Origin of the sequence: Methanobrevibacter sp. V74, assembly GCF_963082495.1 — an archaeon.
Classification (GTDB): Archaea; Methanobacteriota; Methanobacteria; order Methanobacteriales; family Methanobacteriaceae; genus Methanocatella.
In genome coordinates, this window is record NZ_CAUJAN010000006.1 from 70,855 (window position 1) to 90,855 (window position 20,001).

Annotated in this window: 20 protein-coding genes and 1 tRNA gene; 15 read left to right on the forward strand and 6 right to left on the reverse strand. The window is 30.2% G+C overall.

Annotated features, from left to right (window positions below; translation table 11 throughout):
- Window positions 1–11: 11 nt before the first annotated feature.
- The 6 genes from Q9969_RS10260 to Q9969_RS10285 all read left to right on the forward strand — a co-directional run bounded on the left by Q9969_RS10260 (window position 12) and on the right by Q9969_RS10285 (window position 5,633).
- Window positions 12–1,166, forward strand: a complete 1,155-nt coding sequence (locus Q9969_RS10260; protein WP_305557456.1) for a V-type ATP synthase subunit C — start codon at window positions 12–14, stop codon at window positions 1,164–1,166.
- Window positions 1,163–1,480, forward strand: a complete 318-nt coding sequence (locus Q9969_RS10265; protein WP_305515869.1) for a V-type ATP synthase subunit F — start codon at window positions 1,163–1,165, stop codon at window positions 1,478–1,480. The genes Q9969_RS10260 and Q9969_RS10265 overlap by 4 nt, the downstream gene beginning before the upstream one ends.
- Window positions 1,477–3,219 (forward strand): ATP synthase subunit A, encoded by a 1,743-nt coding sequence (locus Q9969_RS10270; protein WP_305557459.1) that lies wholly within the window; start codon window positions 1,477–1,479, stop codon window positions 3,217–3,219. Before Q9969_RS10265 ends, Q9969_RS10270 begins: the two co-directional genes overlap by 4 nt.
- A 2-nt stretch (window positions 3,220–3,221) precedes the next feature.
- The gene (locus Q9969_RS10275; protein ID WP_305512721.1) at window positions 3,222–4,613 is read left to right on the forward strand and encodes a V-type ATP synthase subunit B; all 1,392 of its coding nucleotides are present in this window, start codon (window positions 3,222–3,224) and stop codon (window positions 4,611–4,613) included.
- Window positions 4,614–4,640: 27 nt separating this feature from the next.
- Entirely contained in the window at window positions 4,641–5,321 is a 681-nt protein-coding gene (locus Q9969_RS10280) for a V-type ATP synthase subunit D (protein WP_305557463.1), read from the forward strand.
- Window positions 5,322–5,483: 162 nt separating this feature from the next.
- Complete coding sequence (locus Q9969_RS10285) at window positions 5,484–5,633, forward strand: hypothetical protein (RefSeq protein ID WP_305512676.1); 150 nt, start codon at window positions 5,484–5,486, stop codon at window positions 5,631–5,633.
- On the opposite strand, the gene Q9969_RS10290 is transcribed toward Q9969_RS10285, so the two are convergent.
- From Q9969_RS10290 to dnaG, 5 genes are all read right to left on the reverse strand, one after another.
- Window positions 5,605–6,789, reverse strand: a complete 1,185-nt coding sequence (locus Q9969_RS10290) for an ATP-grasp domain-containing protein (RefSeq protein WP_305557465.1) — start codon at window positions 6,787–6,789, stop codon at window positions 5,605–5,607. The genes Q9969_RS10285 and Q9969_RS10290 overlap by 29 nt on opposite strands.
- A 27-nt stretch (window positions 6,790–6,816) precedes the next feature.
- A tRNA-Gln gene (locus Q9969_RS10295) sits at window positions 6,817–6,888 on the reverse strand.
- Window positions 6,889–7,104: 216 nt separating this feature from the next.
- On the reverse strand, window positions 7,105–7,503 hold the full coding sequence (locus Q9969_RS10300; protein ID WP_305512680.1) for a DUF1284 domain-containing protein: 399 nt from the start codon (window positions 7,501–7,503) through the stop codon (window positions 7,105–7,107).
- Window positions 7,504–7,546: 43 nt separating this feature from the next.
- Window positions 7,547–8,149: a biotin transporter BioY gene (locus Q9969_RS10305; RefSeq protein ID WP_342765935.1), complete on the reverse strand. Its 603-nt coding sequence runs from the start codon at window positions 8,147–8,149 to the stop codon at window positions 7,547–7,549.
- 19 nt (window positions 8,150–8,168) lie between these two features.
- Window positions 8,169–9,410 carry a DNA primase DnaG gene (gene dnaG, locus Q9969_RS10310; RefSeq protein WP_305557468.1) on the reverse strand — a complete coding sequence of 414 codons (1,242 nt, stop codon included), beginning with the start codon at window positions 9,408–9,410 and terminating at the stop codon, window positions 8,169–8,171.
- Window positions 9,411–9,840: 430 nt separating this feature from the next.
- Between dnaG and Q9969_RS10315 the strand changes: the two genes are divergently transcribed.
- From Q9969_RS10315 to Q9969_RS10330, 4 genes are all read left to right on the forward strand, one after another.
- On the forward strand, window positions 9,841–10,578 hold the full coding sequence (locus Q9969_RS10315; RefSeq protein ID WP_305557471.1) for an RraA family protein: 738 nt from the start codon (window positions 9,841–9,843) through the stop codon (window positions 10,576–10,578).
- 110 nt (window positions 10,579–10,688) lie between these two features.
- Entirely contained in the window at window positions 10,689–10,964 is a 276-nt protein-coding gene (locus tag Q9969_RS10320) for a Gar1/Naf1 family protein (RefSeq protein ID WP_305557474.1), read from the forward strand.
- Entirely contained in the window at window positions 10,961–11,953 is a 993-nt protein-coding gene (locus Q9969_RS10325) for a transcription initiation factor IIB (RefSeq protein ID WP_305557477.1), read from the forward strand. Before Q9969_RS10320 ends, Q9969_RS10325 begins: the two co-directional genes overlap by 4 nt.
- 66 nt (window positions 11,954–12,019) lie before the next feature.
- Window positions 12,020–12,493, forward strand: coding sequence for a hypothetical protein (locus tag Q9969_RS10330; RefSeq protein ID WP_305557480.1), 474 nt, complete (start codon window positions 12,020–12,022; stop codon window positions 12,491–12,493).
- Here Q9969_RS10330 and Q9969_RS10335 read toward each other — a convergent pair whose 3' ends face one another.
- Window positions 12,494–14,383: an MJ1255/VC2487 family glycosyltransferase gene (locus Q9969_RS10335; protein WP_305557483.1), complete on the reverse strand. Its 1,890-nt coding sequence runs from the start codon at window positions 14,381–14,383 to the stop codon at window positions 12,494–12,496.
- Between the two features lie 1,024 nt (window positions 14,384–15,407).
- Between Q9969_RS10335 and Q9969_RS10340 the strand changes: the two genes are divergently transcribed.
- The 5 genes from Q9969_RS10340 to Q9969_RS10360 all read left to right on the forward strand — a co-directional run bounded on the left by Q9969_RS10340 (window position 15,408) and on the right by Q9969_RS10360 (window position 19,732).
- Window positions 15,408–15,809 (forward strand): hypothetical protein, encoded by a 402-nt coding sequence (locus tag Q9969_RS10340; RefSeq protein ID WP_305557486.1) that lies wholly within the window; start codon window positions 15,408–15,410, stop codon window positions 15,807–15,809.
- Window positions 15,806–16,027 carry a hypothetical protein gene (locus Q9969_RS10345; RefSeq protein ID WP_305557489.1) on the forward strand — a complete coding sequence of 74 codons (222 nt, stop codon included), beginning with the start codon at window positions 15,806–15,808 and terminating at the stop codon, window positions 16,025–16,027. Before Q9969_RS10340 ends, Q9969_RS10345 begins: the two co-directional genes overlap by 4 nt.
- Complete coding sequence (locus tag Q9969_RS10350) at window positions 16,008–16,727, forward strand: hypothetical protein (RefSeq protein ID WP_305557493.1); 720 nt, start codon at window positions 16,008–16,010, stop codon at window positions 16,725–16,727. The genes Q9969_RS10345 and Q9969_RS10350 overlap by 20 nt, the downstream gene beginning before the upstream one ends.
- 93 nt (window positions 16,728–16,820) lie before the next feature.
- On the forward strand, window positions 16,821–18,716 hold the full coding sequence (locus Q9969_RS10355) for a hypothetical protein (protein WP_305557496.1): 1,896 nt from the start codon (window positions 16,821–16,823) through the stop codon (window positions 18,714–18,716).
- 140 nt (window positions 18,717–18,856) lie between these two features.
- Window positions 18,857–19,732, forward strand: coding sequence for a hypothetical protein (locus Q9969_RS10360; RefSeq protein ID WP_305557500.1), 876 nt, complete (start codon window positions 18,857–18,859; stop codon window positions 19,730–19,732).
- Window positions 19,733–20,001: the final 269 nt, after the last annotated feature.

A 20,001-nucleotide genomic window follows, 5' to 3' on the forward strand; every position in this document is an offset into this window, starting at 1 on the left:
GAGGATAAATTATGGCAGATGGAATTGCGACCTTAATAAGTTCTGTTGGACTTACACAAGAAACATTTCTTGTATTCTGTATTTTAGCAGTCCTTGTTGTTGGTGCAGTAGTTGTAATCATTACATCCAGACCAATTTTGGACATTTATCCTTATCTTAATCCAAGTGCAAGAGTAAGAGCTAGAAAAGGAAGATTATTTGATGAGAAACAGATTTCTGAACTCGTTGAAACCAACGACGTTGAAGAAGTTGAAAATTATCTCAAAGGCGTTTCTGAATATGCTGACGTTTTAGATGAATATCCACTTGACAAGGCATTAGACGTAGAACGTGCTAACACTTATGATTTTGTTGCAAGATTGGCTCCTAAAGATATTAAGGACCCTTTTGTTGTAATGTCTAAAAAAGCTGACATCGACAATATTAAAAGTCTTTTAACTTCTAAGGAAGTTGGTCTTACATCTGATGAGACAAGAGAATTGTTAATTCCTTGTGGATCATTATATGACGACTTAGAATCATTAGCTGATGCTGAAAGTGTAACTGACATTATATCCAGTTTAGATAATACTGAATATGCAGCAGTTTTAGAAGATGCTCTTCCACAATACGAAGATACTAATATGATTCTCCCATTAGAATCTGCTTTAGATAAATATTATTTAGGCAAATTATTACATTCTTCTGATGTTCCTTCAGACGAAAATAAACAGATTTTATATGCATATGTTGGAACTCAAGTTGATGTAACTAATCTTAAACTGATTATAAGGGCAAAACAAGATGACCTTGATTATGATGCGATTTCCCCTTATATATTAGAAGAAGGATACCAATTACGTGAATGGAAACTTAAAGATTTAATGGAATCTCCAGATGTTACAAATGTAGTTTCTGGTTTGGAAGGAACAAAATATGCAGAAGTATTATCTGATGTAATCCCAGTATATAACGAAACTGGTTCAGTTGCTGTATTTGAAAAAGCATTAGATGTTTACGCTTCTGAATACTCAAAATCTTTAGCTGTTAAAAAACCATTGGGTATTGGTCCAATTATTGGTTATTTAAATCAAAAAGAAAACGAAATTAAGAATTTAAAAATTATTGCAAGAGCAAAAAGAGAAGCGGACTTCCCAAATTCTAAAATAATGGAGATGTTAATATGAGTTCAGTCGCAGTTATGGGTGATATTGACACTGTTTCAGGATTTAGATTAAGTGGTGTCAAAAAAGCTGAAGTTGTTACTACTTCAGAAGAAGCTATTGTAGCTTTTGATAAATTTTTAGATGATGAAATTTCAATTATTATCATTACTCAATTAATGGCTAATGAAATAAGAGATCATATTAATAGAAAAATTGGTTCAAGTGTTTTACCAATGATAATTGAAATACCTGATAAAGATGGGTCCTCAGAAGGATCATCTGATCAAATTAACGACCTTATTAAAAGAGTTATCGGGGTAGAGATGGTTAAATGATTATTGAAGGAAATATTATTAAGATTGCTGGGCCTGTTATTGTCGCAGATGGTATGAGAGGGGCTCAGATGCTTGAGATGGTAATGGTAGGTAACGAAAAGCTTATCGGAGAAATCATCGAGCTTGAAGGTGACACCGCAACTATCCAAGTATATGAAGAAACAGCCGGTATTCAGCCGGGTGAAGTAGTTGAATGTACTGGTGGTCCATTATCAGTAGAACTCGCTCCAGGTGTAATGAGTTCTATTTTTGACGGAATTCAAAGGCCTTTAAGAATCATCAGAGAAGAATCTGGTGATTTCATTGCAAGAGGTATTGATGTAGATTCAGTAAACAAGGAGAAAAAATGGACATTCAAACCAGTAGCAAAAGTCGGAGACAAAGTAAAAGGCGGGGATGTTCTTGGTGAAGTACAAGAAACAACTGCTGTTTTACACAAAATTATGGTTCCGCCTTCATTAGATGGTGAAGTAACTGAAATTGCAGCTGAAGGCGAATATACTATTCTTGAAGACATCGCTGAAGTAGCTGGTCAAAAAGTTCAGATGCTCCAAAAATGGCCTGTTAAAAAAAGCCGTCCATATATTGAAAAATTAGATCCGGACGTACCATTAGTAACTGGTCAAAGAGCACAAGATACTTTCTTCTCAGTAGCTAAAGGAGGAGCAGCAGCTATTCCGGGTCCTTTCGGATCAGGTAAAACTGTTACCCAACAGCAATTAGCTAAATGGGCAGATGCAGATATCGTTGTATATATTGGATGTGGAGAACGTGGTAACGAAATGACTGAAGTACTTACTGAATTCCCATTCCTCGACGACCCTAAAACTGGTAATCCATTAATGGATAGAACAGTTCTTATTGCAAATACTTCAAACATGCCAGTAGCGGCTAGGGAAGCATGTGTATATACTGGAATTACTATTGCAGAATACTACCGTGACCAAGGTTACGATGTGGCACTTATGGCAGACTCAACTTCAAGATGGGCTGAAGCTATGAGGGAGATTTCTGGAAGATTAGAAGAAATGCCTGGGGAAGAAGGTTACCCAGCATACTTAGCATCCAGATTAGCTCAATTCTACGAAAGAGCTGGAAGAGTAAAGACTATCGGTACTGAACCACATGTAGCTTCTATTTCTGTAGTTGGTGCAGTATCACCTCCTGGTGGGGACCTATCCGAACCCGTTACTCAAAACACATTACGTATTTGTAAAGTGTTCTGGGCGTTAGACGCATCCCTTGCAGATAAACGTCACTTCCCTTCAATTGACTGGTTACAAAGTTACTCATTATATGTGGACAGTATTGAAGGATGGTGGGCTGAAAACATTGCAGCAGATTGGAGAGCAACTCGTGACCAAGCTATGGGATTATTACAAAAGGAATCTGAGTTACAAGAAATTGTACAATTAGTTGGTCCTGATGCATTACCTGAAACTGACCAAGCTACCTTAGAAACTACCCGTATGTTAAGAGAAGATTTCTTGCAGCAAAATGCATTTGATGATGTAGATACTTATTGTGCTCCTGACAAACAATACAAAATGTTAAAGACCATTTTATTATTCTACAAAGATTCTCTTGCAGCAGTTAACAGAGGAGTTCCAATTGTAAATATTGTAGCTTTACCTGTTAAAGAAGAAATCGGTAAAATGAAATACATCCCACAAGATGAATTCGATGCAAAAATTGAAGAGATTCAATCCGCAATTACCAAACAATGCAGTGAGGCTTAAAAATGAATACAAATATTAAAACAAGAGAATATACTACTGTATCTGAAGTCTCAGGTCCTTTAATGGTTGTTGAAGGAGTAGAAGGCGTTGGTTACAATGAAATTGTAGATATTGAAACACCAACTGGTGAAAAAAGAAGTGGACAGGTTCTTGAAGTAACTAAAGATGTTGCTGTTATCCAAGTATTCGAAGGAACTAATGATTTAAACACTAAAGATACTAAAACCAGATTCACTGGTCAAACCGCAAAAATCGGCGTATCCAGAGATATGATGGGTCGTATCTTTAACGGTATTGGCAAACCTATTGATGGCGGGCCGGAAATAATTCCTGATGAAGAATTAGATATTAATGGGGCTCCTATGAACCCTGCCTCTCGTGAATTCCCTGAAGAATTTATTCAAACTGGTATCTCTACCATTGACGGAATGAACACATTAGTAAGAGGACAAAAACTTCCTATTTTCTCAGGATCTGGTTTACCTCACAACGACTTAGCTGTACAAATTGCAAGACAAGCTAAAGTATTAGGTGCAGATGATGAGTTTGCAGTAATTTTTGCTGCTATGGGTATTACAAACGAAGAAGCTAACTTCTTTATGAGAGACTTTGAACGTACTGGAGCATTAGAAAAATTAACAGTATTCATGAACTTGGCAGACGATCCTGCTATTGAAAGAATCTTAACTCCAAAAATGGCTTTAACTACTGCTGAATACTATGCATTTACATTAGGTATGCAAGTATTAGTTATCTTAACTGATATGACTAACTACTGTGAAGCTTTAAGGGAAATTTCCGCAGCAAGGGAAGAAGTGCCTGGAAGAAGAGGTTATCCTGGATACATGTACACTGACCTTGCAGGTATCTATGAAAGAGCAGGACGTATTGATGGTAAAGAAGGTTCAATTACTCAAATGCCTATTTTAGTTATGCCTCAAGACGATATTACTCACCCAATTCCTGATTTAACCGGTTATATTACTGAAGGACAAATTGTATTAAGTAGGGAACTCTCAAGGAAGGGTATTTATCCTCCTGTAGATGTACTTCCTTCACTTTCCCGTTTGATGAGTGGTGGTATCGGAGGAGATAAAACTCGTGATGACCACAGTGGTGTATCTGACCAACTTTATTCTGCATATGCAGAAGGTCGTGAATTAAGAGACCTTGTTGCAGTTGTAGGGGAAGAGGCACTTACTGAAAGAGATCAAAAATTCTTAGAGTTTGCTCAAGCATTTGAAGATCAGTTTATTACTCAAAGTAAAGATGAAGATAGAACTATCTTTGAAACTCTTGACCTTGGTTGGAATTTACTTAAAATTTTACCTAAAACAGAACTCAAAAGGGTTAAAGAAGAATTCATTGAACAATACCTTCCAAAAGATGAATAATCTCATTACAGTAATGTAGGTGATTAAATGGCACAAGATATTATAGATGGAATTAATCCAACTCGTATGGAATTATTATCCCTTAAGAATAGAACTAAACTAGCTGTTAAAGGGCATGGTTTACTTAAAGAAAAAAGGGATGCTTTAATCAAAGAGTTTTTTGATATCTTGGATCGTGTCAAAGGTATTCGTGAAAATGCAGAATTAAGTCTTAAAGAAGCAAATGATGCTTTAGTTGAAGCTCAAATTGCTATGGGGGATTTAGCTGTAAGAAAAGCATCTTTATCAGTTAAAGAATCCATTGATGTAGATATTGCATCAAGAAGTGTTATGGGTGTAGCAGTACCTGTAACTAATGTTAAAATGGAAGAAAGATCCATTATTGACAGAGGTTATAGTTTTTCTGACACTACTATTCAATTAGATGAAGCTGCAAAGAAATTTGAGGAATCACTTAAGTATTTAATCGAACTTGGTGAAGTAGAAAAAACAATTTTCTTACTTGCTGAAGAAATCGAAGCTACTAAACGTAGGGTAAATGCTTTAGAACATATTATGATTCCAAGATTCAAAAATACTGAAAACTATATTGATATGAGACTCCAAGAAATGGAAAGGGAAAACTTTGTTCGATTGAAAATGATTAGATCAACTATTGAGAAAAATGAAAAAGCAGCAGCTGCAGCTAAAGAAGCTGAAGATGCATAAGCTTAAATTTTTCTTAATTTTCTTAATTTTCTTCATTTTCTTTTATTTTTTATTATTTTTTTATTTTAAGTTCTGATAATTTGTTATTTTTAAAAAAAGATTATTTTATTTAGTTATTGTAAAAAATTTTTTTTACTAGAAAATTCGATAAAGGTTTTATAAATGAAAAGAAATCCAATTGACCAATTTATGAATGACCCAGATAATAAAGCTAAATTATTCATGTGGATTACTTATGCAATGGTTGCAACTACTTTTTTAATAACAATTGGTGTAATATTGTTTATTCTTTATCTAGTTGGTATTTTATAGATGCTTCATTGACTATTTTACTTGTTAATTCTACTTTTTTATATAACTTTTCAAAATCAATATTTTTGTCAATTATTGTAAGCAATGGTTCATCTTTTTCTGTGATTGAACCTACATGGGGCAAGTCATAAATGTTGTCTAAATCAAGGGTGTAGTATTTCATTCTGGTTTTGCTGTAAATTATCTTTTTATAAGCATAATATTTAGCTTTTGGAATTTCAATAATTTCACCTTTACATGCTTTAATATGTGCTTCAAGCATATTTATTCCAAATGCTTTTTCAACACATTCAAAGGTGCCTTGAAGTCTCGGATTTACTTCAATAACATGCAATCCATTTTTATTAAGGATATAATCTATGCCATTTGATCCAATTAATTTAAATTTTTTAGCAATATTCTCTGAGGTATCTTCCATTTCTTCATTTAGTTTTTCAAAATTTTTAATTTCTCTCATTATTGACTTTTCACTTAAAGGTAAGATATTTCCTATGTATCTAAAATCATAATTGTTTTTAAAATCATTCATTGTAAGCAATCTGGTATTTGTAATTGTTTTTGAATCGTGTTTTGTAGATAAAACTGATGAACTTAAATTCACTCCAGAAACATATTCCTGCATGATGAATTTAGTCCAATTAAATTCGATATCCTTGCTGTTATTTAAAAGATTTATATCATACCCTCCATTTCCTTGAATGGGTTTTAAAATAAATTGAATATCTGGGTAATTTTTATTTATTTCAAAAGCTTCATCTATATCATTTATATTAAAAGTCAGCGGAGTCGAAAATTCATTTTTAATGGTATTGTAAAACTTGTATTTATTTTCAATATTTTCAACATCTTTAGTTCCCAGAATCTTTTTCTGATCTCTTTTTTTAAAATCAGCTGGAGATACGCCTGAAATTGGTATGATATAGTCAACTTCGTCAATGTAATCCTTTGATAACTCTATAATACTTTTGCCATTAAAGTTATCTTCAAAAATTCCACAGCTTTCACCATCATTTTCTTTTAAAATAATTTTTTGGTTTTTGGTTTTTGGTGTATCTGAAGTTGAAAAATAGCTAGTTGAGTAGATATCATAATCTAATTTTAATGCACTTTTAAGCATGCTTCTTGTATCAATTCCAATAAGTAATAGCTTTTCCATAAAAATATCCATAAAAAAAGTTTTTAGTAGTCCCGAGCGGAGTCGAACCGCCGTCTCCGGGTCCAAAGCCTAGAAGGATTACCACTACCCTACGGGACTATTAATATTGTACTGTATACAACATTTAATATGTATTTATTAGGTACTATTTAAATCTATCGGTTATTTGATTGGCAGATAAACTATGCCTCCGTCAAATCACGAACAATATAATCTTTATATTGGAAATCTGGATATTTGCCGTATGGTTAAGGAAGGCGGAATCAATTAAAACAAGCAAAAAATAGAATGAAAAAGAAGAAAAACCTTAAGTTTCTAGGAATGCTTATCTGATAATTTTTGATAAAATAAGCATTTTTCATGCCACATGCAATTAAAACAGATTTTAGAAACGCTTTCTTTTGTGTTATATATTTCATCTACTTTTTTAAATAATTCTACGGAATTATATTCTGTTCTGCTAATTTTTTTTAACACTTCTTCATCCATCTTGATAATTGTTTCATTTTGCACTTTATTTTCACATATGTCCTCTTTTAAATTCGGACAATGGGAACATAAATCATCTGCTTTATTTGTAAGCGAAACAGTTGTAGTGCTTAACTTTCTTTTAGAATTAACTTCAATCATATTCTTTACAAAGTTTTCATCATAGCCATAACCTTGAAAACCTTTAAGACATAATAGGTGATGTCCTCTTAAAGTTAATTTCATTTAAATCAAAAATAAAAAAAAGAAAAAGGTTTTAAACCTTTTTTTAGTCTTTTGGTAAAAATACTTTAGATACACTAGCAGCAGCTAATATTTTTACAATATCTCCTGCAATAAATGGAATGAGACCCATCATTAAAAGATCCATGAATCCAAAGGCCATTCCTTGTGAGGAAAGTGATAATGCAAGACCTGTTAAACCTGGAATGTAAATTAATACAAAGTTTGCAATTCCAATTGTAATGGCCATTTTTGTAAAATTACGTGCTTTTGCATATTTTTCAGTAATTGATCCAACAAAGTAAGCTGCAATTATAAATCCTATAAAGAATCCGCCAGTGGAACCTAAAGCCACTTCAAGTCCTCCAGCCATTCCTCCAAACCATGGAATAAATGCAATACCTAAAATTAAATAGAATACTTGGCTTAAACATCCATATCTCTTACCCAATATCAAACCAGAGCAAAGTACAGCGAATGTTTGACCAGTAATTGGAACAGGGGTCCATGGAAGAGGAATAATGATTTGAGCCATAATGCCTGTAAAACATGCCATCATTAAGGACATGAGTATTTTAGTAATTGTGCTAGCATCATGGATTCTTTCAAATGCATCTTTCCTAGTGCTGTAGTAGTTATCTATGTCTATATTCATTTTCATTCTCCATTTAATCAATAGTTATAAGTTTAACATCAAGTGGTTTTTTAACTATGTTCATTGATTTAAAAGCAACTAATTTTTTAATTCCTTTTTCAGATGCTACATCAACAAGTCTTTGTGAAATTACACCGTCAAATATAACTGTATCTGCGGTTTCTTCAATATTTCTAATTTCGTCGTAAATATTTTCTACTTCAACCTCTTTGGTCATATTTAATGCTTCATCCAAAATAGCTCCGCAACCAGTTCCTTCAAATTCTTTTAGCATATCCTTCATTAAGCTAACTTCATCATCTTCGATTTCAACTTCTTCCTTTACTTGGGGTTGTTGTTTTTCGTTGCGGTTGTATTTATGATTTTTTTTATTATTTCGGTTATTTTCTTTTTTGTGATTGTTATTAGAATCATTTAAAATGTTGGTTGTAGCTAAGAATTGTGCGGTAGGGACTTTATCTCTAAGTGCAACTAGCACTTCTTCTTTTTTGAGATCTTCTACTTCTTTTCCTCTGGGAGCACGGGTAATATAGTCTACTTTACCAATTTGGAGTAATTCTTTTAAGATAAGTTCTCCGCCTCTGTCACCATCAACAAATGCGGTGGTTGTTCTTTTTTTACTTAATTCTCCAATTGAATGAGGCACACTTACTCCTTCAACAGCTACGGTATTTTTGATTCCATATTTAAGTAAGTTTAAAACATCGCTGCGACCTTCCACAACAATAATTGCATCTGATGTGTTGATGCTGGGTCCAGCGGGTAGGCGATCTTCACCGTATTCGGATATTTCATGAATTCTCATCGCCTCTCTTACTTCTTCAATCATTCTCATGCTAGTTGAGCCAACACTTTCAACCATGTTTTTATAAATTTCTTTTGCACGGTTAACAACTTGTTCTCTTTTAACAGCCCTTACATCTTCAACCTTTGTTGTGCGTATTTCTGCTTCACAAGGGCCTACTCTATTGATAGTTTCGAGTGATGCAGCGAGAATGGCGGTTTCAACTCTATCTAAACTAGATGGAATCACGATTTCTCCTTTTGCTCTTCCACTGTTTGAGTGGATGTTAACTTGGATTCTTCCGATTCTTCCGGTTCTTTGAAGTTCTCTTAAATCTAAATCATTACTAAGTAAACCTTCAGTTTGCCCAAAGACAGCACCAACAACATCTGGTTTTTCAACAATACCATTAGCTGTAATTTGAGCGTGGATTAAATATTTTGTTGTTGTTAATTCTTCACCTTTTCCCATATTTAAGCCTCCTAAGCTTATTAATCGGGATAATTTATGTAATTGCTAAAAATTGAAATTATTTTTAGGTGATTAACTTGCATAAATTACACGATAATGTGGTCTTTTAACATTATATATACTAAAAAAGAGTTTATACATTTGTGAGAGTTTTAATATTAGGTTTTTACTGTATTTTTCTTATATTATTGTGTTATTTTAAATTATAACTTTTGTTTAAACCTTAAATTTTCCTAATAATAATTTTCTCCCTTTATTGAATAAATTAATTAATTATAATAATGAATAATATATGTAAACTCTATGAGTATATAATAATTTTTAAGTATTAAATTCAATACTTTACATAATATTTTGGTTAAACTAATATATATAATCTATGAAATGTATTTTAATCATGTTTGATATAGTATAGTATAGTGGTGAAGTCATGACAATAAGTCCGAAAGATGTTTTAAATAAAAATAAAAATTTAAACAAACGTGTGGATGTTAATAAAATTAACTTAAACAATATTTCAATTGATGATTTAAGATATAATGGTAAGAATTATGATGAATATATTAATTTAATGTCCTTGCTTGAAAATGTTTCCGCTTGTCAAGTTTCAGATGCATATAATGGCATTTCTAAAAGGTCAGGGACAATTCAATCTATCAGGCCGATTAATAATCAAAAGGTTTTCGGATCTATTTTCACAGCTGAAACCTCTAGTGATGACTGGGGGACTTCCGCACTGGCTATTGATGCTGCAAATCCTGGAGATATATTATTTTTTAAAGTTGACTTGGATGATAAAGCTATTTGGGGCGAACTTGCATCCACTTGTGCAAAAGATAATGGCATTAAAGCAACTGTGATTTATGGCTCAGCTAGAGATTTAGATGCACTTTTATATATTGATTATCCGGTATTTGCTTCTAATTTCTGTCCTAATGCAGGTTCTGCTTTAGGTTTGGGAACTTTAAATGAAAGTGTTGAAGTTGAAGGAGTTAAAATTAACCCTGGTGATTTCATTATAGCAGATGAGAGCGGTATTGTTGTCATTCCTCATGAATTATTTGTTCAAACAATGGTGGCTGTTTTGGGAGTTAAACTAAAGGAATCTAAGATTATTGATGATATTGCAGATGGAAAAACATTAGCCGAAATTGTCGGACTCAAATAGAAAAACATTTAAATAAAAATCAATGTTTGTATATAAGTATATCGATAGCTTTATATACTAGTTTTCTCTAAATATATAAATGATACAGATTTGACTTTAAGATTGATTTTATGAAATTTTTAGGAAACAGTTTGCATATTGCAAGTTCTGGAAAATTAATAGCAAGGTCCACTAAAACACCTTCGCCAGGAGGGATTGTTTTTGACAGTAATAAAAACAGAATAGGGAAGGTCAATTATGTTTTTGGACCTACTAAGAAACCATACATTTCTATTCGTCTGTTTAAATCTGCAAATAGAAGGAAAATAGAAAAAAATTGTGGCGAAAAATTATTTGTATCCAAACCAAAATCCAAAAAACCTAGAAAAAGGAGGATGAAATCATGACACAAAAAATAAAACAATCTCCTAAAACCGGAATTATCGATGATTTAAAGGATAAAAGACAAAGAGGAGTTTATGATGATTCAAAACAAACAATATGTCCTGAATGTGGTTCAGAAGAATTAATTGGTGACTATGAAAGGGCAGAAGTAGTATGTGCTCGTTGCGGGTTAGTCATTGATGAAAATCTTGTAGATATGGGTCCTGAATGGAGGGCATTTGACCATGAACAAAGAGATAAACGTACAAGAGTTGGGGCTCCAATTACTTACACTATTCATGATAAAGGTTTAAGTACAATGATCGACTGGAGAAACAAAGATATTTACGGTCGTGATATTCCTGCTAGAAACAGGGCTCAATGGTATAGGTTAAGGAAATGGCAAAGAAAAATCAGAATTTCCGGAGCTACTGAAAGGAATTTGGCATTTGCTTTAAGTGAGCTTGATCGTGATTCTTCAAGACTCGGGCTTCCAAGAAGCGTGCGGGAAGCTGCAAGTGTTGTTTATAGAAGTGCAGTAGACAATAAATTAATTAGGGGAAGAAGTATTGAAGGTGTAGTTGCTGCTTCTTTATATGCTGCATGCAGACGTTGCAATGTACCGCGTACTTTAGATGAAATTGCAGAAGTTTCTCGCGTAACTAAAAAAGAAGTTGGAAGAACTTATAGGTTCTTAACTCGTGAATTGAATATTAAACTGCCGCCAACTTCTCCTGTAGATTATGTGCCAAGGTTCGCATCAGAACTTGGACTTTCAGGTGAAGCCCAATCCAAAGCTATTGAAATCATCGAAAAAGCGATGGAAAAAGGATTGACTTCAGGAAGAGGACCTACCGGTGTAGCTGCAGCCGCATTATATATTGCATCTGTTTTGCTCGGTGAGAGAAAAACTCAAAGAGATGTGGCGGATATTGCAGGAGTTACTGAAGTTACAATCCGTAATAGATACAAAGAATTAACTGAACAATTAGAAATGGGTGTAACTTTATAATTTGCCTTGGATTAATGAATCTATTACTTTATTAATCTTTCTTTTTTTTATATTGGGGATTTCATAATGGATAAATCAAGTTTAGTGGTTCTCATTGTTGCAGTCCTACTTATCGTTGTTGGAGGATATTTAATCGTCTCAAATCAACCAGGTGGTGATGTTAGTGGGGATTCTTTAAAAATTCCTTTAAAAACACAGGACTTCACACTTTTCAATGCCGATGTCCCGGAAGGTTCTAATTTCACAGTTGAATACGAAGCCAATGGGATGAAATTTTATCGGAATACAGGCAAATATTCCAGTAATCTTTCTGGAATCATTATTAATAAAAATCTAACAGATGTATTGCTTGGAAATAATTCGATACCTATTTCAAATTCAACTGATGAGCATATTTATTCTTCAGTTGTTAAAAATGAAACTGTTTATAAATATGTCTCTAATCATGGGGATGTTGATTTTATCATTATCGGTGATGATATTAACTTATTAAAAGAAGTTTCAGATTCAATTAAGGTTAAAGATCTTTCTAATCTTTAATCATATTGAATATTTTTCTATTCTATAAATTAACTCTTTTACGATTCCATCATTATTTTTATTTTTAACTTTTGCAAGTCTCTTTTGATATGTTGGAAGCTTTCTCAAAAAGTTTTTAACTCTAGGAGCATTCATTACTTCATGGTATTCTCCATAACCTAAACGTTCTACATAATATCCATTAAGGGTCTGTTCAAAGTTTCCAATAGCCGGAACTGAATAGATTGGTTTTTTCAGTGAAATTGCTTCGGAAATAAATGTAAATCCGCCATTACAAATTACAGCTTTAGAAGACGCTAAATCGTCATAAAACTCATCTTCATTAAACTTCTTATAAGTTAAATTGCCATCAATTTTATCTTCATCAAATCCATATACAATGAATTGCTCATCCTTTAGAGCTTTTAGTCTACGAACAAGTTTAACGCTTTCTTTACTTGTTTGATATACGATTACATGATTGCCGTTTTTTGGTTTTAATTTAAGTATGTCCTCACGAATAACCGGGGGGTAAATCACAGCCTTCTTTTTAGACCTGACCGGCGGGTAAAAGAAGCTTGTTAAAATGTGCACTTTTGGCTTAACAACATATGCCTTAATTACACTTTTTGCTTTAAGCATTTCCATCCGTTTATTTGGAGGATAACTAATTTTGGCTTGTGTAATCATATGGATATTGTCTAAACTAATCAATGGAATGTCAAGTAATTTGGAAATCATTGTTGCATAAAGTTCAAAATCAGTAACAATAACATTGGGTCTTAATTCTCTTGCTTTTTTATATAAGTTTTCATAGCCTATTTTTATGTTTGTCGGATTTCTTTTAATTGCATTGGCCAATGTTTGAAGGTTATTAACTTTATTGTTAATATAAACAGTATTGAATCCTCCAATTTCATAAACATTCTCAAATTTGGATTTCAAATAATCATATGCCCTATCACTTGTGAATAGGTATACGTCATATTTTTCCTTAATTCTCTCAATTATAACGCTGCTTCGAATGGCATGGCCCATTCCTTCACCACAGACACAGTAGAAGACCACATTTTTTGACCTGTTCTTGCTTACTCTGAAACGGGCTCTTGCGTTGATTTTTTGAATTGATTCATCATATTCTACTTTGATTTTATTAATTTTTTCGCTAGCTTCACTTAATCTGTTGGCTTTATTTTCAGATATTCTTTCATGGCCATGATCAAAGTTATAATTAATCTCTTCAGCTTCTGTCCTTTTTCCTAGAAAGTCATTAACAGTACTTTTACCGTATTGTCTGATTAATGTTTCAATCCCTTCTTCCTCTAATCTTCTAGTTGAAACACCAATTTTAGCATTTCTCAATACTTTAAAGCGTTCTTTACTAGCTAATCTTTCGATGTAGTCAGTATCTTCTCCAAAGGTTAGCTCTTCATCAAAGCCATTACATGCATCATGCAGTTCTTTTTTTGCAATAATTCCGTAACAACCCGCTCCATGAGGTTTTATCTTTTCAACACTTATCATGAAATAATTAGCAAAATCATGGAATAATTTATCTTCAACTTTATTGGACATTGGAAGCATTTGGGTAATGGCTATTCCAGCTCGTTCCATTCTAAATTCATATATGACATTTCTTAAATAGTCATCAGTAAGTTTCAAATCAGAATCTAAAAATAATAGATATTCCCCTTTTGCTATTTTAGCACCATTGTTTCTACCTACTGCAGGCAATCCTCCTTCAGTTACTATGCATTCATAGGATTCGGCAATTTCTCTGGTTTTATCAGTTGAGTTGGCATCAGCAACTATAATTTCATAATCGTCAAAACTCTGTTTTTTAATACTTTCTAATAAAACTGGAAGGCATGCTTCTTCATTGTAGGTAGGTATGATAATGCTTAAAATCATATTTAAAATTTTATTTTCTAAATTAATAAATTTTTGTAAAATTATGCATTCCTAGAAACTTAATGTGTGTTATGGCCAATTTGTTTAATTATCATGATTTATATCAGTATTATGTTTACTTTAAATTTGAATTTTCGTAAGTTTTTTCATATTATCTGCCAATGTAGTCAACTTAATTTTTTCTGAAAATTACTGTTTTCTATTTTATTAGTAATATCCATAAAAAATTAGTTTTATCATATCTTAAGGTCAAAAGGTGGTTTTCCCACATTTGAAATTTTTCATTCAATCTTAAAGAAATTAAACGTACCATCCAACTATTCGGATGCAAGAGACATAAGTTGAAATTATTCTTCTATTTCACTAATTTCCCTAGTTTAAAATTGAACAGAAGCTAAAACTCAATAATTTTTGCCAACATTCAAAACAATCAAATATTTTAAAAAATCTATGATGAATCTATCAGAAGAATACATCAATTCACTTCCAATTAACTTAATCAGTAACTAAAAAACTTTAATCATCAATATTAATATTTTTAGTTAATAATATTTAAAATATACTATGTTTAATTATTAAAATTAATTATAGGTAAATTAAAACTATTTAATAAAATATCATAATAAGTGAAGGTAGTATAAATTAAGATAATTGAAAACTAAGCATTTTAGTAAAAAATTAAGAATAAACACATTAAGTTTCTAGGAATGTCTGTTTTTCAGGGACTGTCAATTGTTAGGACTTTTGATAACATCTAGTGTTTATTTTTTCAAAGTCTTTTTTCCAGCCTTCTTTTAATTTTTTACTTCTTAATTTTTCGTTAAATTTATATATTGGTTATGGTTTAGTTTTTTTTAGTTTTTATATTTTTTTATTTTTCATGAAATTATTTCGTTATATTATCGTTTAATTTTGATATATATTAACAATAATTTTTAAAATTAATTATTTATGATTATAAACTTTTTATAGTTTATTTTAAGTGTAATTAACTATTTATAGTATGGAAGACAAATAATTATATATGTACAGCAAAATTAAATGCCTTCCATATCTTAAATTGGTTGGCGAAGCTTATATATTTATCGGTGCATTTAAGGATCCAGTTCGAAATGGATTTTTGGTTGAAAAAGATTTTGATGAAAAAATTTATCCTCAATTAATTTTGCCTATTGGTGCTATTCTCGACGATGATTACTTTGTTAATAGTCAGGGTATTGTTGAAGAACGTGAACCTTATTGTAAACATTGTGGTGCTAAAAAATTTTCTAGAAAAGGATATAATTGGAGATTACTTTATTTGGATGATGGAACTCCTGTTAGAATTTTAAAGTTAAGCGATATAAATGTAAAAAATGTAAAAAGAAGTTCCAAGTTGAATTCACTGAATACTGGGGAAAATTCTGCAATTATTCCAATAAAATGAAAAACAAAGCAAAAACACTCCTACAACACGGATGGAAATCACTAAGAAACATTGGAAATGATTTTAAAACGTTATTGAACTTTAGTATTTCACATGAGTCAGTTAGAAAAGCTTTAAAAACTGATGACGGACTGTACTGGTTAAACGAAGAACTAGAACTCTCAGGATATTATGGATATGATGCCCAATGGGTCAGAAATGAAGGAAAATGGATATAACAGACTAGATATATTTGATATAATCAATAATATACCCGTAGCATGCCTAATATCCAAAAAAGAAACATCAAAAATAATTTACGATTTCATTGACATATCAATCCCTTTAAAACACCGCAAAGCAATAATAACTGACTTAAAAGAAGACTATGAACAAATAATGATAAAATTAGGCTTTGCACACCAACACTGCACATTCTACCTAATAAAAAACATGACAACCAACTTAAAACCAAAAATAAACGAAGAACTCGATAAATACGAAACAGAATTACGAAAAAACAACACAAAAATCTCAGAAAACAAAATCAAAAAAATGAGAAAAAAGAAAAAAGAAGAAATATCTGATAAAATAAAAATATATGTTGGATTATTTTACGAATTATTCCACCAACAATCATTTGAAAAAGCAATAAGTTACATAGAACTATTAAAATATGAATTAAAGAATTTTCCAAAGATGATGCAAGACTACTTAAATAAAAATTTCTTCCCAGTTTACAGAAAATATCTAATATTCCTTGAAAAAGACCATATTGGAAAATTAGATAGTACAAACAACAAAATAGAAAATTACTTCGGAAATACATTAGATAAACACACAAAAAGAATCTATAGAACTCCTGAGGGAATATTTGACTATATCATGACAAGAAAAGATGGGTGGATAGAAAATCAAAAAAAAGTCCTAACAAATTGACAGTCCCGTTTTTCATAAACTTTATATATTTATTATAAGAAAATACTACATAATTAATGTATTATTTATATTTTTTAAATAAAACTTGATTTTATGGGGATTAATAACTTTGAAGGTGGTGAAAAAATCAATAAGAAATTATGTAATTGTCTTATTATTATTTGTTTTATTTTATTCTCATTAAATATGGCATTTGCATCAAATGAAACACAAATTAATGTTGATTGTTTGAAAAACTCAGATGATGTTTTAAATATTGATGATTTAAACCAAAATTCTACGATTAATTATACAAAGAGCTCTAAAACAATTGAAATTACACAAGATAATTATGAAAATTATTTTAATATTAGAACAGGGAAAATTATTGATACATCAGGGATTTCTAAGGGAGATACTTTAAAAATTGGTAATATTTCTAATAGGGCCTTTGTTATAGATCGTCAACTTACATTAATGCCAATTTCTCCTAATGATAAGATTAGTAATGGTTTTATTCATCTTATTAAAGGAAGTGATGGGTCTACTGTAACAAATCTTACTATTAATAATACAAAAGGTACACTAAATATTTTAGGTGCAAATGTAGGCCAATTACATGGTATTTGGTTATCTCATTCTAATAATAATCTTATTTCATATAATACTATAAGAATTGCAAATGCTTTTGGTGTTTATGCAATGCCTATGGGTTGGTCTAGTAATAATAGAATTATTTACAATGATATGAAAACATATATTACTTGTAATATGGTTATGGGGTTATGTCATTATAATTTAATTTCACATAATAGTTTAGAAGTTTTAAGTTATTCCGATACATCTGTTACAAATTTAATTTATTTTAATCCTTTTGGACATGCGGATTATAGTGGTTCTGGATTATGTAAAGGTAATATAATTTCATTTAATGATTTTAAAGGTTTTTGTAATGGGCCTATGTCTATTTTATTACAATTTGTTTATGAAAATCATGATGGTACGGTTATTGCAAATAACACTTTTTCTAAAGGTTCATATGCTATTAATTTAGTTGGTAAGAATATTTCTGTTTATGGTAATAAAGTACATGATAGTGGTATTGGTATTTCTGTTTTTGGAAGTAATTTTTCTGTGCATGATAATGTTTTAAAAGGTAATAGCTTAGTATCAGGTATTAAGGCTGGAAGTATTGGAGATTCACTTTGTAATGTTTATAGGAATAATATTACTTTTATAGATATTTATAATGCAATATTTATTGGTAATCAAGTTAATGCTTATGATAATTATATAAATATTAAAGAATATGGTGTAGGAATAGCTATTGAAGGTGATTATTCAAATATTCATGATAATAGGATTAATAACAAACATGATACTGGTATATCAGTAGTAGGTAATAATAACATTATAAATAATAATATTATTAATACCAAAAATATAGGTATTGTCCTATCAGCTAGATCTACTAACTACCGTTATTATAATAATACATTTACCAATAATAAAATTACTAGTGAAAGTTATGGTATTTATATTGAAGGTTTAGTTTATAATAGTACAATATTGGATAATATTATTGAAACTAATGCTAGTGTTGGTATTTATAAAGATATAACTGATGAATTGTCTAATGTTGAAGAAGATAATATGGTTAATGGTGTTATTTTAGATTCAACATATATTATTGTCAATAATGATAATTATCATAAATATTTTGATAGATATGGACATTTAACATTTAAATTTGAAGAAAATAAAACTAAAATAATATTTTTAACATTTTTAACAAATAAAAACTTAATTTTTCAGGATAAAATCAATGTAATTAGTAATAAAATGAATAATTTATTGATTAATGTCACAATCACTTTTGAGGCCGATGCTAGTGGTTCATTAATCCGCGATTTTAATTTTATTAATCATGATAAAGAAACTATTATTCTAAATGGTGTTAACGATGTTACAGTCACTAAAAATAATATTACAAATTTATTTAGAAATTAGGTAGTTTATCTAATTCAACTATACTAATTCAAGATGTTTGTGAAAATATTATAATATCCTGTAATAACATATATGTAAATTCAAAAACACATTATGCATATGCAATTAATGCTCCTTCAGCTAATCCATTTACTCATAAAATGAATAAAAAATTATCTAAGGGAGTTAATATTTTAGATAATACAATAATTATGATTTCTTCTGGTAGTACAGAAGCTATTTACACTGATACGCTATCTGAAAGTAATTTTATTTCTAATAAAATCAACATTATTTCTAAAAATTATGGATATGGTATTGTATTTAATAATGTGATTGGAAGGTTATCTGACATTAATGTTTCAAATAATGAAATTGTTATTCATAGTGAGCAAATGACATATTTAATTGAACTTTGCCAAGTGGATAATTCAACAATTGAAAATAATAAGTTATATGGTAAAAGTAATGGAATTTATGCTATTGACATATATTGGTCTAACAATATTTCTGTTAATAATAATGCCATTTCAGTATTTGGTGGAAATTTATCTAAAATTTTAGGGATATCAGATTTATTAGGTATAGGAAATTCAGCTATAGCAATATTTAAGAATTCATCTAATATTTGTATTTCAACCAATATTATTTATGCTAATTTTTCAAAAACAATATTTGACAATACTACTGATGGATTCATAAATGCCTCTTTTAATTCATTTATTATTGATAATGAAAACTATAACTGTTATTTTAATGAGATTGGAGAATTATATTCAAATGTTATAACAAAAAATAGTACTTTGCTACTTCATAATTTAACAAAAAATCAATTATTGATTATAAATGATTTAGTTAAAATTTCTTCTTATGATTTAAATCTACCCTCTTCAATTTCTATAATTTTTAAAAATAATTCCTCGAATTCAATTATTTGCAATGCATCTTTTATTAATTCTTCAATTGATTTAATTAATGTTTCAAATATTAATATTATAAATAACGCTTTTAATTCTTCAAAAAAAGTCATATATTAAATATTAATGGCGGCGAAAAAAATTTATTTAGTAATAATGAGTTATTTATTAATTCTACTGATATTTCAGTTATTAATCTCAATAATACTTTATTAAATATTATAAAACATAATAATATTAAATTTAATACAACTAACTCTAAAATTATAACTATTAATAATTCTAACTTCACATTAATTAGTAATAATGCAATACTAGGTATATCTGATTCATTAATTTTCATTTGTTCTAATAGTTCAAGTTATGATAATATTTATAAAAATATATTA

Excerpts from the sequence above, each read along its gene's own strand:
- Q9969_RS10260 (WP_305557456.1), top strand. The coding sequence starts at position 12 with ATGGCAGATGGAATTGCGACCTTAATAAGTTCTGTTGGACTTACACAA.
- Q9969_RS10265 (WP_305515869.1), top strand. The coding sequence starts at position 1,163 with ATGAGTTCAGTCGCAGTTATGGGTGATATTGACACTGTTTCAGGATTT.
- Q9969_RS10270 (WP_305557459.1), top strand. The coding sequence starts at position 1,477 with ATGATTATTGAAGGAAATATTATTAAGATTGCTGGGCCTGTTATTGTC.
- Q9969_RS10275 (WP_305512721.1), top strand. The coding sequence starts at position 3,222 with ATGAATACAAATATTAAAACAAGAGAATATACTACTGTATCTGAAGTC.
- Q9969_RS10280 (WP_305557463.1), top strand. The coding sequence starts at position 4,641 with ATGGCACAAGATATTATAGATGGAATTAATCCAACTCGTATGGAATTA.
- Q9969_RS10285 (WP_305512676.1), top strand. The coding sequence starts at position 5,484 with ATGAAAAGAAATCCAATTGACCAATTTATGAATGACCCAGATAATAAA.
- Q9969_RS10290 (WP_305557465.1), bottom strand. The coding sequence starts at position 6,789 with ATGGAAAAGCTATTACTTATTGGAATTGATACAAGAAGCATGCTTAAA.
- Q9969_RS10300 (WP_305512680.1), bottom strand. The coding sequence starts at position 7,503 with ATGAAATTAACTTTAAGAGGACATCACCTATTATGTCTTAAAGGTTTT.
- dnaG (WP_305557468.1), bottom strand. The coding sequence starts at position 9,410 with ATGGGAAAAGGTGAAGAATTAACAACAACAAAATATTTAATCCACGCT.
- Q9969_RS10315 (WP_305557471.1), top strand. The coding sequence starts at position 9,841 with ATGACAATAAGTCCGAAAGATGTTTTAAATAAAAATAAAAATTTAAAC.
- Q9969_RS10320 (WP_305557474.1), top strand. The coding sequence starts at position 10,689 with ATGAAATTTTTAGGAAACAGTTTGCATATTGCAAGTTCTGGAAAATTA.
- Q9969_RS10325 (WP_305557477.1), top strand. The coding sequence starts at position 10,961 with ATGACACAAAAAATAAAACAATCTCCTAAAACCGGAATTATCGATGAT.
- Q9969_RS10330 (WP_305557480.1), top strand. The coding sequence starts at position 12,020 with ATGGATAAATCAAGTTTAGTGGTTCTCATTGTTGCAGTCCTACTTATC.
- Q9969_RS10335 (WP_305557483.1), bottom strand. The coding sequence starts at position 14,383 with ATGATTTTAAGCATTATCATACCTACCTACAATGAAGAAGCATGCCTT.
- Q9969_RS10340 (WP_305557486.1), top strand. The coding sequence starts at position 15,408 with ATGTACAGCAAAATTAAATGCCTTCCATATCTTAAATTGGTTGGCGAA.
- Q9969_RS10345 (WP_305557489.1), top strand. The coding sequence starts at position 15,806 with ATGAAAAACAAAGCAAAAACACTCCTACAACACGGATGGAAATCACTA.
- Q9969_RS10350 (WP_305557493.1), top strand. The coding sequence starts at position 16,008 with ATGAAGGAAAATGGATATAACAGACTAGATATATTTGATATAATCAAT.
- Q9969_RS10355 (WP_305557496.1), top strand. The coding sequence starts at position 16,821 with ATGGGGATTAATAACTTTGAAGGTGGTGAAAAAATCAATAAGAAATTA.
- Q9969_RS10360 (WP_305557500.1), top strand. The coding sequence starts at position 18,857 with ATGAATAAAAAATTATCTAAGGGAGTTAATATTTTAGATAATACAATA.